The sequence below is a fragment of the Anaeroplasma sp. genome, from assembly GCF_034179385.1.
Classification (GTDB): domain Bacteria; phylum Bacillota_I; class Bacilli_A; order Acholeplasmatales; family Anaeroplasmataceae; genus Anaeroplasma.
The window spans coordinates 1-13,629 of sequence record NZ_JAXFPY010000095.1 but is presented as its reverse complement, the minus strand read 5'-3'; the positions used below and the strand labels follow the sequence as shown (position 1 = coordinate 13,629).

The 13,629-nt window shown below is 29.1% G+C and carries 15 protein-coding genes; 2 read left to right on the top strand and 13 right to left on the bottom strand.

Annotated elements, in window-relative coordinates; all coding sequences use genetic code 11:
* Window positions 1-24 precede the first annotated feature (24 nt).
* The 8 genes from SPJ17_RS06290 to SPJ17_RS06255 all read right to left on the bottom strand — a co-directional run bounded on the left by SPJ17_RS06290 (window position 25) and on the right by SPJ17_RS06255 (window position 8,039).
* Window positions 25-279: a hypothetical protein gene (locus SPJ17_RS06290; protein ID WP_321093717.1), complete on the bottom strand. Its 255-nt coding sequence runs from the start codon at window positions 277-279 to the stop codon at window positions 25-27.
* 9 nt (window positions 280-288) lie between these two features.
* Window positions 289-2,100, bottom strand: coding sequence for an HD domain-containing protein (locus tag SPJ17_RS06285; protein ID WP_321093715.1), 1,812 nt, complete (start codon window positions 2,098-2,100; stop codon window positions 289-291).
* A gap of 45 nt (window positions 2,101-2,145) precedes the next feature.
* Entirely contained in the window at window positions 2,146-3,201 is a 1,056-nt protein-coding gene (locus SPJ17_RS06280; RefSeq protein WP_321093713.1) for a DUF697 domain-containing protein, read from the bottom strand.
* An 89-nt stretch (window positions 3,202-3,290) separates the two neighbouring features.
* On the bottom strand, window positions 3,291-3,686 hold the full coding sequence (locus SPJ17_RS06275) for a hypothetical protein (protein WP_321093710.1): 396 nt from the start codon (window positions 3,684-3,686) through the stop codon (window positions 3,291-3,293).
* Window positions 3,687-4,148: 462 nt separating this feature from the next.
* Window positions 4,149-4,769, bottom strand: a complete 621-nt coding sequence (locus SPJ17_RS06270) for a hypothetical protein (protein ID WP_321093708.1) — start codon at window positions 4,767-4,769, stop codon at window positions 4,149-4,151.
* Between the two features lie 152 nt (window positions 4,770-4,921).
* Window positions 4,922-5,446, bottom strand: coding sequence for an S-ribosylhomocysteine lyase (locus SPJ17_RS06265; protein ID WP_321093705.1), 525 nt, complete (start codon window positions 5,444-5,446; stop codon window positions 4,922-4,924).
* Between the two features lie 56 nt (window positions 5,447-5,502).
* Complete coding sequence (locus SPJ17_RS06260) at window positions 5,503-7,341, bottom strand: hypothetical protein (RefSeq protein WP_321093702.1); 1,839 nt, start codon at window positions 7,339-7,341, stop codon at window positions 5,503-5,505.
* Window positions 7,342-7,718: 377 nt separating this feature from the next.
* A complete protein-coding gene (locus tag SPJ17_RS06255; RefSeq protein WP_321093699.1) occupies window positions 7,719-8,039 on the bottom strand; it encodes a helix-turn-helix transcriptional regulator in 321 nt (106 codons plus the stop codon).
* A gap of 285 nt (window positions 8,040-8,324) precedes the next feature.
* Here SPJ17_RS06255 and SPJ17_RS06250 point away from each other — a divergent pair, with 285 nt between their 5' ends.
* Together SPJ17_RS06250 and SPJ17_RS06245 are read left to right on the top strand one after the other, a co-directional pair.
* On the top strand, window positions 8,325-8,690 hold the full coding sequence (locus SPJ17_RS06250; protein WP_321093697.1) for a type II toxin-antitoxin system RelE/ParE family toxin: 366 nt from the start codon (window positions 8,325-8,327) through the stop codon (window positions 8,688-8,690).
* A gap of 2 nt (window positions 8,691-8,692) precedes the next feature.
* Window positions 8,693-8,968 (top strand): helix-turn-helix domain-containing protein, encoded by a 276-nt coding sequence (locus SPJ17_RS06245; RefSeq protein WP_321093694.1) that lies wholly within the window; start codon window positions 8,693-8,695, stop codon window positions 8,966-8,968.
* 434 nt (window positions 8,969-9,402) lie between these two features.
* Here SPJ17_RS06245 and SPJ17_RS06240 read toward each other — a convergent pair whose 3' ends face one another.
* The 5 genes from SPJ17_RS06240 to SPJ17_RS06220 are packed head-to-tail and all read right to left on the bottom strand — an operon-like array spanning window position 9,403 to window position 13,328.
* Window positions 9,403-10,086 (bottom strand): response regulator transcription factor, encoded by a 684-nt coding sequence (locus SPJ17_RS06240; protein WP_321093691.1) that lies wholly within the window; start codon window positions 10,084-10,086, stop codon window positions 9,403-9,405.
* Window positions 10,076-11,134: a DUF4118 domain-containing protein gene (locus tag SPJ17_RS06235; RefSeq protein WP_321093688.1), complete on the bottom strand. Its 1,059-nt coding sequence runs from the start codon at window positions 11,132-11,134 to the stop codon at window positions 10,076-10,078. The genes SPJ17_RS06240 and SPJ17_RS06235 overlap by 11 nt, the downstream gene beginning before the upstream one ends.
* A complete protein-coding gene (locus tag SPJ17_RS06230) occupies window positions 11,124-11,471 on the bottom strand; it encodes a hypothetical protein (protein WP_321093685.1) in 348 nt (115 codons plus the stop codon). Before SPJ17_RS06230 ends, SPJ17_RS06235 begins: the two co-directional genes overlap by 11 nt.
* Window positions 11,471-11,797, bottom strand: coding sequence for a hypothetical protein (locus SPJ17_RS06225; RefSeq protein ID WP_321093683.1), 327 nt, complete (start codon window positions 11,795-11,797; stop codon window positions 11,471-11,473). Before SPJ17_RS06225 ends, SPJ17_RS06230 begins: the two co-directional genes overlap by 1 nt.
* Window positions 11,787-13,328, bottom strand: a complete 1,542-nt coding sequence (locus tag SPJ17_RS06220; protein WP_321093680.1) for a DUF1538 domain-containing protein — start codon at window positions 13,326-13,328, stop codon at window positions 11,787-11,789. The genes SPJ17_RS06225 and SPJ17_RS06220 overlap by 11 nt, the downstream gene beginning before the upstream one ends.
* Between the last annotated feature and the right edge of the window lie 301 nt (window positions 13,329-13,629).

The window sequence follows — 13,629 nt, the reverse complement described above, 5'->3', positions numbered from 1 at the left end:
ATGAAAAAGGAGTGAAAAACACTCCTAGTTCTCCTCATCATCAAAGGTAGTATAATGATGGATTTTATGAGGCTTTACAATCTCTTCTGGGATGTTTTCTGCAACCCAAGGACACTGTGCACCCACCTGAATATCATAAATGATGGAGCCATCCTCATTCTCCTTGATTTCCCAAATGTATCCATAAGTCATTTCACCATGGAACATAAATCTAACGAATTCTTCCTTTTTATATTTTGAATTAATTTCCTTTTTTACTTTTTTCTTAAATGGCCACATATCTAACACCTAGCTTTCCTTAATTTCCTTATATGCCATAAAATATACCTTTTCTCTACCTTCTGTAACTAAATCGGTAAGTCTATCCTTTAATTCATCATCCTCTAGGATTAAGGATACAATATCTGGATTATATCTTTTACCCATCGATTCCTTTAATTCCATAAGTAATGTATTAAAATCCTTACCCATCGTATAGTTTCTTCCTAAAATATCGGTTGCAGCATCGATAGAATCTGCAATAGATATAATATCTATAGCAATCCTATATTTGGATTTTGTATTATCAAAATCTATAGGGTATCCACCACTTCCATCATAAAATTTATGATGTCCAATCATAATATCGATATATGGATTAAAATCAGAATCATCCTTCAAGAACACTAACGCTCTTTTTGGGTGTAGCTTTATGCATTCAAATTCATCCTCTGTAAGCCTTCTACCCTGGCAATTAATTACACCGACGGTTAGGCACTTCCCTAAATCATGAAGCATAGCAGAACAGCCTATATAGTCTAATAGATCTGCCCCACGAATTCCTGCATTCTCTAAAGGCTTTAATAGGCTTGGGCAATCCCTTAGTATTTTCATAGTGATTTCTTCACTAATTCTTTTTACCATAAGAGAATGAATATAAGTAATTGGCTGTCTTCTTATAATTAATCTTTGGATTAAATCAAGCTTTTCATCTATACCATCCATATAAGGCAGCATACTATAAAATAAATCCGATGAGATATCATCAATATAGGATGTATAATCCTTGTAATTCATCAAGGATATATATTTTAATATAGGCTCAGTAAGCATCTTTACATACGCCTTTTTTTCTTTTTTATCTATATTTAAATATTTTATAATCTCCTTTAGGGATGAATTAATATCCATCCAATTACAAAACTCTAATATAGAATCCTCCGTTCCATCAAAGGCTAAATTCTTATTTAAATATTCATTATTCATTTCCTCTAATTTCAAGAATAATGCATCAATATCATATTTCTTATAATAATCTAAAATGATCTGTCCAATACGCAAGGTATCTTTCTTTAAATCCTTAAATGAATTTAGAGTTCTTTCCACTAGATGAAAATATTCATCTCGATATAGGGCATTCTTATCTAAATATCGAGCAAAGCCATAGAAGAAGGCTTCAACAACATAATAGATTTCATCTATAGCATCTTCATTTTCTTCTATATGTATTTTAATAGAATCCTTAAAACAAAAATCCAAAAAATCCTGAAAAAAATAAACAATATCCTTTTGATATTCCTCTACTACATCGGGTAGTGCACTTGTCAAATTGTAATATGCAATAAAGAATCTGGCTTTTTCAGCATTCGTTAATTCTTGATAATGCTCCTTTAATTTTAAAATCTTCAAAAAGGAATCTCTAACCTTTTCCTTATAGCTAAAATTACCCATTCTTAGATAATATTCCATACATTCATAGCCATAATTCAAATATAGGAATAATAATCTATGACGATTACCTTGCTTTTCGTAATACGCAATAAGCTTTTCCATAATCGGAATAATAAAGCCAGAATCATGAATTTCCTCTTCCTTAAACTTTGCAATACTTTTATATGCAACATCATAAAGAATAGGATCATTCTTATCTAATGTAGTATTAATGAATAGAATAGTATCTACATATGATTGAAAGATTTCTCTTATTTTTTCACTTCTTTTCTTAAGCATTAAATTCCATTCATCATATTCTAAATCTAAGAATAATAAATCATTTTGCCCTGCAAGATCATATAAAATATCTTTAACCCTTAAAAAGGCAAGATTGAATTCACTATCCATAAAATCACGCTCCTTTTTAAAAGAAACAGGATAAATATCCTGTTCCTAAGCGGTTTGAGGCTTACCCTTCTTTGCGGTATAGGTAATATCCTGCTTAATGGAATCCATTAACATAGATGCCTCTTCCTCCTCCTCTTCTTCCGTAGGAAGAACAACAGTATCTAATATATCCTGTAAATGATATTCCTTCATTAAATATTTCTTGGTCTGAAAGCCAATTAAAACGGTTAGGGAGGCATTCACCATGCCTTGTGTAACAGAATCAATTACCGTAGAAACCACAGAGCCTAAAACAGGAACCTTATCTACGACATTTCCCATCTTTTTTACAACTCCAGTTGCGATAGCACCAGTCGCATTGCCTAGTCCATATGCAACTAAAGCATCTGCAATTACAGCCTGGTAGCACTTCATAAGCTGAGTGTCCGATGGGCGAAAACCATATAGAAAAATTAAATCCTTAATTAATTTCAAATTGTATGTAACAACAAATAATGTATCAACCTTCTCGTTTTGAGATAATGCAGTAGTAATGCCAACCTTTACTGCATGATCTCTAATCATCTTATTCGCAGCAGTTTTAACATCTGTTTCATAAACCTCTGTTAAGGCATCCTTTAACCCCTTATCATCATGGGTTTGACGTGCAATCGCAAGCTTTCCTACATTTGCCTCACTATACCAAATAACTCCTGTAGTCTTAGCCTTTAAATCAATCATCTTATCTGCAATAGATTCTCTTAGCGCTTTATTATATTTCTTTGCTTCCTTCGCATTTCTTGAATCTACATTTGTAATAAATGGCTTAGCCTCATGAATCTTAACTAAAGGTACAATATATACAAACATAAAGATTAATACGGCAACACCAATACCTACATATCCTGCAATCTGATGAAGTTCGAATAATCTTAATACGATTAAGAATAAGCAAAAGAAGATAATAATACCAATGGCTGCCGCAAAAACAAATAAAAATGTTTTTGCAACCTTCTCATTCACTGGCTTTGAATACTTCTTTTGATATTCCTCAAGGGTAAGTTTACCAGGTTCCTTTTCTACTTTCTCATTTTGCCTTAAGGCAACCTCATTTTTAGGCATATCATCACATCCAATCGTATAAATCTAATTTATTGTATCATATTTTTAAAAAATATGAAATAAAAAGAAAAAAGCCAGGAAAACCTAGCTTATCCCCTCAATTGATTTGAAACATCATAGGTACCTGCAATAGGTGGATGCTCTCTATCTGTTACACGACGATTAAACTCCATCTTTTGTCTTCTAGCCTCCTCTGGAAGTAGGCTAAATGCGAAAACTCCATCCTCAACTGTATTATATGATGTCTTAATATCACCAAAATCAATATTTTTGTGATTATTCATATTCTCAACTAATATTTGCTTATGCTCACCATTATCTATAATTAAAATCTGAAATGGTGGTTTTACCTCAGGAATTATAACTAAAAATCCTTGGTCTGTTACATAAGATTGGCAACCTTCAACATATACATATTCTTCAACCTGTGGTGCTTCTTCCTCTTGAACTTCTTTTTTCTTTTTGAATCGATCAAAAAGTCCCATATGTAATCCCCCCTTTTGAAATTGTATTTCTTCACTAATATTATAACCCAAAATTGCAACAAATTAAAACATTTTTTAAAAATTTACTAAAATTTTTCGTAAAATCACGCAAATATTTTATTTTTAGGGCTTAAATATTAGATAAAACGAATTATAACACAGTTTTCTTTCAAAAGAAAGTACATTTTATTTATTTTTGTGTTTCATAGGATTGACTTTTGATTTGTTCCCAAAAAGTATGGGGAAAGTGCCCTTATATAAGTAAAAGAAAAAGCAGGAAACCCTGCTTATCCCTATGACTCAAAGAAGTGCTTTCCTTCCTCTATAACTAATCTTTTACCTATTCATTAAATATTAAAGTGACATAATAGTCTTTTCCTAATATATCGCTTCTGATATTTGATCTTTTTTATATATTTGAAATGACAGTATCAAATGCATATTTATCCAAATGAAGCTTCATCATAAACAACAAACCTCCTGTAATTTAAACAAAACACTTTTATTATAGTATTTGGAATAATACAATAATCCTTCAAAATTAATATCATTATCAATTATATAATTATATATTACTTTATTTGGATTCTCACAATCATAATAAACATCATATTTATTTAATAAAAGATCTAACACTTGTAATATCTTATAGTTATCCCTTGTTACAACAACAGGAGGTTTAATTAATTTAATATTATCTATATCACTAACAACCCTATTGTTATTCGTAACAATATATTCTTCTTTTGCTATTTGTGTTGTTAATCCAATTTTATTAGCTAATGTTGGTCCACTGATATATCCATATACTTGATCAATGTTACATAAATATAAATCATGAATCAGTTTATTATAATCAATATTAGAAAACCCAAAAGGAGTTTTCACAGCTCTATAATAAATTCCTTTTCGATATCTTATAAAATCATCATGTTTCTCTTCATATCTATGAATATATTCATTTATAACATTTACATTTGTATAATATAATCCCATAACATATTCACAAATATCTTTACTATAAATAGGCGTACCAATATTATATTTATTAACGTATTTATCGATCAATTCAATAATATTCATAATTATGCCTCCTTGTTATATTTTTGTCATAATAAATCAATTATTACAACATTATTATAACTACATTTAATATAAAAATCAAATACACAATCAAAAATTAGCATTTTAAGGAGTTTTCAGACAAAGAAAAAAGCAGGTAACCCTGCTTATTCCTATGAATCAAAGAAATGCTTTCCTTCCTCTATTACTAATCTTTTTGCCTTAGGATATTCATAAATATCTTCATTATCCTTATTCTTCTCTAAATATTCCTTAAATTCTTTAGCATACCATTTTGCCATATTTAGATTATGCATTAAATAATGTCCACAGTTTTCCTCTGTTTGGCCTGGAACTATAGCGCATTCCTCTACAGATTTGAATGCATTAAGAATTAAATCATATAATTCCTTGGGATTACGATTCCCTTTTAAAATCAGATAAAAACCAGTAAGGCAGCCCATTGGACCCCAGTAGATAACCTCATCCTTCCACGTTTTATCATTTCTTAAATACGTCGCAATAATATGCTCTAAGGAATGCATTGCTGCAACATCGATTACAGGCTCTCTATTTGGTTTTTTTAGCCTAATATCGTAGGTTGTAACCTTAAATTCACCTAAGGTATCTACTCTACTTAAGAATATACCTGGGACTATACGTGTATGATCAACAGAAAAGCTTTGAATTAAATCCATATATATTCCTCCATTTCCTAATCATTATAAACAAAACAATTTTAAACTTCAATATATTAACGAATATGCTTCATATATTCAATATCACAAGGAAGCTCATATCCCTTAAGCTCAACAAATTCAATAGGATATACCCTTTGATTTGTTTCGGTGATTATCCATTCCTTATCTATATTTTCATCTCCCTCATACAAGAAATGATATTTTCTTCCAAGCCCCTTTTCATATTGGCATACAGCAATTTTATATGTTGCATCATCATTCATATTATTCATAAACATATAATTTTGAAGCATCTTATAGTCTTCAATTTTTATTCTTCCTATAGAATTTCCATATTCATCTAGGAATGTATATACATTATTCTTTTTTGTAATAGAGGAAACAGGCTCCTTTTCATTAAGCTTATTTAATACAGAGCCTATAATCTTTAACTCTACATGATCTGTATATTCTGCATAGCAATTCTTGTAATCGAAAAAGCATGCTTTTTCTTCAAAATAAATATGTAATATTCCTTTTTTATAAGACACCTTATAATCATAATAGCCATCTAATATCTCATCTAAGGAAATAGATTCTATTTTATCCTTATATTTATTATAGAATTCCTTTATCGATTTTATTATTTTTCTTCTTACACCACTATCGAAGCTACCTTTTCTAATATTTATCGCAAGTAAAGCCTGTAAATATAGCATATAGCCTACCTTATATTCCTCTTCATTGTCAAAGAATCCTGCAAGACGCAAGGAAACATCCGCTAAGGATGATGTTTTTGGATCTTTGTGGAATTCCTTTAATGCATCATAATATAGGCTATCATAGATAGATTTCGCTATTTGTTCATTCTTTTTTAAATAATATCCATTCCTATACATATCCCCAATCTTATATCTAGCCTCAACATTACCAGATAATGCAGCTAAGGAATAATATTTATATGCCTTATCATATTCTGGTATACCATTATTTACTCTTCCGTAATAATAAATATATCCTAGTGTATTTGGATAATTATCATTATATTCGATATCGATAAGCTTAAGTAAGCACTCCTCTGATATTTTATAATTCTCAGGAACATAGGAATTACCCCCATAATGGGAATAGCATTTTACCCATAAGCCATAAGGATTATCCTTATCTGCTAAATCATTCATAAATTGAATAAATATTCTTTTATCCATTTCATTAGGTTCTTTTTTATCATATAGAATCGATAATATTCTTTTCTTTACGTCATCAGGAACATATCTAGCATATAATGGCTTATCCTTATCCTTTATGTATTCCTCTATTAAATAAATGACATATTTTATACGATCCAATAGATCCATTTTCTTTTCAAAAAGGAAATTATATACATCATAGAATGTATAGGTATCCCTATTTCTTTCAAAATCATAATCTACATATAAGGATAAATCGCTCATGAAGGAAAGCCATAAATCCTTAATTTCCATTATACGATCTATATTTCTTAAAGAGCCCTCTAATAATTCCTTAAATATAATCTCATTAAATTCTAGCTTTCCTTCCTTTAATAAGGCAACCGCACCGTGAATATATGCCGGATTTAAAGCACCCATAATGTTATTACGAATATCTCTCTTATCCCATAATAATACTTTATTATCCTCATATATTACATCACTATCTATAACATAGGGATATCCTTTTGCAGAATCGATGCTAAAGCCTGCAGCTATGGCAAGCTTTTCTAATACATCTCCATATTCCTCTACTATATAGGATGCACCAGAATCATATATAAATGCTTTATCATATAATCTTTTATTTAAAAGCTCAATAACTGCTTCCTTACTATTCAAATTTTTTTTATAGATGTATTTTAATTTGTCATTATGAATAATAACCGCATACTTTTTCATAGAACCACCACCAAATAATATATAAATATATTTTAGCATATTTTACGCTTTGTTACCAAAACAAAAGGCTATAATAAGAAAAGATTAGTTTTGAATAATGACAAGATGAACCTTCATCACTTGATTTATAATCCTTACAAATGCTCACCATAGAAGAATAGTTTTCTGTATAACTATCTAACTCATCTAAAGTAAGCTCATAAGAATAATTCTCTATAACGATTTTTTCTTTTCTTCTTCTATTGCAAGCTTCACACTAGAATCAACTTCTGGTCTGTTACATTAAAATCTTTGGATGTGGTATATAATTCATTTACCCAACAGGATGGAAGTGTAGCAGTGCAAGCTTAAATAAAGATATACAACTTTCTCTTCCATTATTTAACACTCCTTGAAGCACGTTTTCTTACATCAATTTTTAAATCTTGTAGAGTTTTTCCAATCTCATCATCTTTAGCAACTAAAAGCAAATCCTTATCCATATTATCTAAAGCATGTAAAACAGCAGCATAAATCCCTATAGCAACGCTTGAATCTCCGTTTTCAACCTTCCATAGTGTTGTTCTAGAAATATATGCTCTTTCACAAACAAGATTAACTGATAAATCTCTTCTTAATCTTGCAAGCCTAATTTGTTCACCTAATTGCTTTAATATTTGTTCCGTCTTTGGAAGTACTATTGCCTTTTTCGTTTTCATGTAAATCACCTTTCTTTACGCTTATTATTATAAACAAAAATATTTGTTATATCAATAATAATAAACGTTATGTAAAAGCAACCCGTGCTCGAGTTGCCAAAAATATGTTAATGATTCTCTTCTATTTCATTATTTATATTCTTTTTATCATGTATAAAGTATAATAACACGAAATTACATCAAAGCAAAAAATGTAATCTGTAAACATTAAACATATAGATAAAACATATATTGACTTTTGAACGCATTGGTGCTATCATAATATTGAAATAATGAGGTATGTAAATGTACAATATTGTATTTTATGAAGATAAAGATGGTTTTTCAGAACTAAATGATGAATTAATGAAACTTGCTAAAAAAGCGGATAGCAGTAAAGATGCTAGAATACAGTTTAAGCAAATAACTCTATATATTGAATTACTAAAAAATCAAGGCACTAAGATGTCACCTAATATTACAAAGCATTTAGAAGATGAAATATGGGAATTAAGACCAGGATTTAATAGAGTTTTATATTTCTATTTTGAAAACAATACATTTGTTCTTCTACATATGTTTAGAAAAAAGACACAAAAGACACCAAAATCAGAAATAGAAAAAGCACATAAAGAATGTAATGATTATAAAATTCGAAATGGAGGAAAATAATTATGAGAACATGGGAAGATTTCAAAAAGGATGCTAAAGAATTAAACACTACAACTAAAGAAGATATTGAAGAAATTGAAGTATTAGCCAATATTATTAGCAGTATTATCGAAAAACGTAATGAATTAGGTATTTCTCAAAGAGAATTGGCCGATATTTGTGGACTTCCGCATTCTTCTGTTGCAAGAATTGAATCTTGTGCTGTAAAACCAAAAGTTGAGACATTAATTAAAATAATGAAACCACTTGGTTTAACTTTAACAGCAAAAACAATATAATTTTAGGAAAGGCTAACGAGCCTTTTTTATTTTCGATTCCCCTTGTTTTTTCTAGGCCGAAGTGTGAAAAACATCAATTCCTTTTTTCCACTTTTCTCAAAATAGTGGAATTTTTGAATGCAAAATCAATTATAACCTATCCATTTTTTGATTTTTTTCTATTTTTTGGATAACCTATAACGCTGTTTTACATTATTTATGCTAATTTTATCATATTATGAGTAAAAGAAAAAGCAGGGTGAGTGAGAAGTCCTGCTTTCCATATTTCAGTAATTATAATAATCAAACAATGAACGCTTAGAAATGAGTGGTACGTATAATAACTTTTTTGGTTAAGCTATTTATCAAAACTTTTTATAAAAAGCTTAGCTTCTCCTTCTTAATGGATGTCAATTATTATCTTGACAACTAAACTTTAAAAAAATGCTTTTAATTTACAAGTTAAAACTATACCCTATTCCTACATGTGTAATAATAAATTGTGGATCTGCAGGATTTACTTCTATTTTTCTTCTAATGTTTGCCATATGCACCCTCAAAGAGGAATTTGATTCACCAGCATTAGGCCCCCAAATTGCTTTTAATATATAATCATATGTCAAAACTTTACCAGCATTCTTAGTTAGAATTGCTAAAATTCTATATTCATTTGAAGTAATAGGAATCAAATTATTATTTACATATACTAAAGCCTTATCGTAATCAATTTTAAAATTCATATACTTAAACGTCATATCAGAATTAATAATATTGTTTGAAATACTATGTCTAATAGCTATTTTAACTCTAGATTTCAATTCATTATTCCTAAATGGTTTTATTAAATAATCATCTGCTCCCAAATCAAGAGCTTTTACAATATCACTTTCAAAACTTCTAGCAGAAACAACAATAATCGGCGTTGTCATAGATTTTCTTATTTTTATAATAACATCTATTCCATCAAGATCGGGTAAGCCTAAATCTAAAATAATAACATCTATCGTGTTAGAAGATACTAAGGATAATCCTTCTTTTGCCGTAAAAGCTTGATAAACAGTATATTCATCTTTCAATAAAGAACTAATTAAATCATTTATGCTTTTATCATCTTCAATAATTAAAATATTATTTTTCAACACTTTTCACCACCGGTATTTTAATTGTAAAAGTAGCTCCTACATCGGGATTATTCGAAGCTTGTATTATTCCTCCATGTAATTTAGCAATTGTATTACTAACAGACAATCCAATCCCTTTATATAAATAATCGTAATCATCACTAACAAATAAGGATTGATTTAAATACCTATCAACATCATCCGTAATACCAGGACCAAAGTCTTTTACCTTTATATATACAAAAGATTTATCATATTCAGCATATAATAGGATTGGTACATCCGATTTGCCATGTATATAAGCATTTTCTAATAAATTGTTTAATATTTGCCCAAAAAGTTTAGAATCAACATTAACGAATAATATTTTATCTGGAACCTGTGCGAACACTTTAGCATCCATATATCTATTTTTAAACCTATGAACTGCTTCTTCAAACAATTCTTCTACTAATTCTTCATGCATAGATAATTTTAAGTTCGTATTTATTTTAGATATAGATAATACATTCTCAACCATACCTAATAGATTTTCCGTTTCTTCCTTTATAGCAATTATTGCTTTCCTATCATTTTCGCTCAATTTTTCGTTTTTAGCTAAATTTGTACTATTACCTAAAATAGATGTTAATGGTGTCCTAAAATCATGAGAAACAGATTGTAAAAAATTCCCTCTCATTCTTTCCTTTTCTGCCTCTATTTTAATACTTTCTTCTTCCATTATCCTAGTAGTCAAAACCGAAGTTAAAAGCGCTATAGCGAGCATTACAAAGAAAGTAAGAATATAAGCAGGAATTGAAAATGATAACTCAAAATAAGGAATAGTAAAAGCGTAATTAACTATAAAAGATGCAATAATTGAAGATACAATTCCATATAAATATCCATTTGTAAATCTTGAAATTAAAAACACAGAAAACAAAAAAAGTAATGAGCTATAAACAGCTGAATCCTCAATATAAATTTGAATCAAATAACATAATCCAAAAGGAATCATTAATAGAATTAAACTTAACAATGTGTCTTTCCAAGAAAAAGTAAACATTTTAATTTTTTTATCCTTCATTAGTTTCACCAGTTTTTATATATTGCTTTAATAAATTTTCAGATGCGTGGATAACGGGTAAAGTAAAGAAAATACCCATAGCTTCACTTTCTGAACCAAGCTTATCATACAGCTTTTTCAAAATAATATCCACAATATCCTTATGAACTAATATCAATATTATTTCTTTTTCTGGGTGGATTCCGATACCATATAGCTTCATCGCATCAGGCGATACACTCGAATTTGCCGGAATAATTGTTCCACCACGTGCCCCATTTTCTTTTGCTACATCCATTACAGACTCTGAAAAGCCTTCATTTACGATGGCAACAATATTAAACAATTTAATATCCATTATTTCACACCTCCTGATGTTAATGCAATGTAATTTGATACTCCAATTATTGAATCGATTGGAATAGTATATACCATACAAGCATTACTTCTAAAGCTTTTAAATCTATCTTCTAAATTAAGGATTGCATCCTTAACTTGATCCTCTCTAACAACGCAAAACATTACATCTTTCGTAAATGATTTATCTATAGTCCCTTTGGCTAATGTAGATGCGAACCCTACGACATGGTATCTTTCTAGCACATCACCAATAATCTCTTTTTTCCCCTTTGGCAATGTAATAATCATTAAAAATATTTTAATTAAGTTTTTCTTAGATTTCATAATTGCCACCGAACCTTATTATTTTCTTATCATCTTCTAGCAATACTTGCTTTACAGCCTTTTTAATTCTTCTTTTTTCTTTAAATACAGATAAAGCACCTAATATTTCTATAGATAGTAATGGACTTAAAGCCACTAATGCTACAACACCAAACCCATAATTTAGGATGGATTCACTGCCATTTAAATTATTACATACACCAATAGCAATAGGTAAAATAAAACTTGATGTTAATGGGCCAGAAGCAACACCGCCAGCATCAAAAGCAATTGCAGTATATATTTTAGGAACAAAAAATGCCAAAATAAAGCATAATATATATCCAGGAATAATGATATATAATATGGATATTTTAAATGCAATTCTAATCATTGCTAATGAAATAGCAATACCTACACCTATAGCTAAAGTTATTAACATGCTTCTCTTTTTTATTAATCCATTCGTCATCTCTTCGACCTGTAAAACTAATATTTTAATTGCTGGTTCTGCTAAAACAGTTAATGCACCAATAACAAATGCAATTAGTATAAGTACAAATGTATTCGTGTTAGATAATAAATTTCCAATCTTGTATCCTATAGACATATAAGTATTATCTACAGCAGACAAAAATAATACTAAACCTAAATAAGCTATTATTAATCCTTTAACCAATAAAACAATTTGCTTTTTAGAGGAATGTAATAAAATTCTATCAACTACTATAAAACACAAAAATAATAATCCTATTGAAATACCAACATCTTTTAATTTTTCTACAAAGCATTTTAAATATGATAAAAAGAAATTATCAGATATAGCATAATCATTTAGTTCATAAACCATTTCTTTTCTTGAAAATAAAGCAAGAATTAATACTATAAGAACTGGTCCTATAGATGAAAAAGCAACAAATCCAAAGGATGCATCTTTTTCACTTTTTTGAGCTAATATATTAGCGACACCTGCACCTAAAGCCATTAAAAATGGAACTGTCATTGGACCTGTTGTAACACCACCTGAATCAAAAGCTAAAGCAACAAGTGATTCTTTTCCTTGGAACGCTAAAAGAGCCACTATTGAAAATGCCAACATATATAATAAGCTTAATATTCTTATTAAATTGATCTTTTTTATAATCTTAAGTATAGCAACAACCAAGAAAAAACCAACAGATAATCCGACAGATGCAATCAATAATACATTATTGAAAATAGATTTTGTTTGAGAGGCTAGAACAGTCAAATCAGGTTCAGCAATAGTAATAAGAAGACCAAACATAAAAACCACTAATAATAAAACAATAACTTTACCTTGCTTAGTCAATCCTTTACCCACATTTTTCCCAATTGGCGTCATCGCATGTTCAGAACCATAATTAAATAATCCTATTCCAATAATAACAATAATAGTTGCTAAAGAAAAAGATAATATTTCATATCCTGTAAATTCAATTATTCTAAAAATCAATAACAACATCACCAAAGCATATATAGGTAATACAGAAATTAATGATTTTCTCATTTCAATTAATAATTCTTTTTTCAACGACAATCACCCAAGTTTAATTATATATAATAAAAAATATATTGTCCTCTTTTTAAAAAAATCTTAACAGCTTCTTAACACCTAAATTAATTTTAGTTTTTCCAAGATGTTATTATTTTTTATACTATGAATGTAATGCCTCCAAAAACTTGAGACAAAATTAAAAAGGGGCTGTAAAAAAACCTAGGTTTTGAAAAACACTAGATTTTTAGGGCATACAGCCCTTTTTTTGCTGTTGTAAGACAAAAAAACGCTCGGGGAATCGAACCCGGAGCCGTTTTTAAGGTATAATATTGTTGGG

What these genes read in the sequence shown, in the direction of transcription:
- SPJ17_RS06250 (WP_321093697.1), top strand. Translation starts at nt 8,325, where the DNA reads ATGTACAATATTGTATTTTATGAAGATAAAGATGGTTTTTCAGAACTA.
- SPJ17_RS06245 (WP_321093694.1), top strand. Translation starts at nt 8,693, where the DNA reads ATGAGAACATGGGAAGATTTCAAAAAGGATGCTAAAGAATTAAACACT.
- SPJ17_RS06260 (WP_321093702.1), bottom strand. Translation starts at nt 7,341, where the DNA reads ATGAAAAAGTATGCGGTTATTATTCATAATGACAAATTAAAATACATC.
- SPJ17_RS06265 (WP_321093705.1), bottom strand. Translation starts at nt 5,446, where the DNA reads ATGGATTTAATTCAAAGCTTTTCTGTTGATCATACACGTATAGTCCCA.
- SPJ17_RS06280 (WP_321093713.1), bottom strand. Translation starts at nt 3,201, where the DNA reads ATGCCTAAAAATGAGGTTGCCTTAAGGCAAAATGAGAAAGTAGAAAAG.
- SPJ17_RS06225 (WP_321093683.1), bottom strand. Translation starts at nt 11,797, where the DNA reads ATGAAATCTAAGAAAAACTTAATTAAAATATTTTTAATGATTATTACA.
- SPJ17_RS06270 (WP_321093708.1), bottom strand. Translation starts at nt 4,769, where the DNA reads ATGAATATTATTGAATTGATCGATAAATACGTTAATAAATATAATATT.
- SPJ17_RS06235 (WP_321093688.1), bottom strand. Translation starts at nt 11,134, where the DNA reads ATGAAGGATAAAAAAATTAAAATGTTTACTTTTTCTTGGAAAGACACA.
- SPJ17_RS06230 (WP_321093685.1), bottom strand. Translation starts at nt 11,471, where the DNA reads ATGGATATTAAATTGTTTAATATTGTTGCCATCGTAAATGAAGGCTTT.
- SPJ17_RS06290 (WP_321093717.1), bottom strand. Translation starts at nt 279, where the DNA reads ATGTGGCCATTTAAGAAAAAAGTAAAAAAGGAAATTAATTCAAAATAT.
- SPJ17_RS06255 (WP_321093699.1), bottom strand. Translation starts at nt 8,039, where the DNA reads ATGAAAACGAAAAAGGCAATAGTACTTCCAAAGACGGAACAAATATTA.
- SPJ17_RS06275 (WP_321093710.1), bottom strand. Translation starts at nt 3,686, where the DNA reads ATGGGACTTTTTGATCGATTCAAAAAGAAAAAAGAAGTTCAAGAGGAA.
- SPJ17_RS06285 (WP_321093715.1), bottom strand. Translation starts at nt 2,100, where the DNA reads ATGGATAGTGAATTCAATCTTGCCTTTTTAAGGGTTAAAGATATTTTA.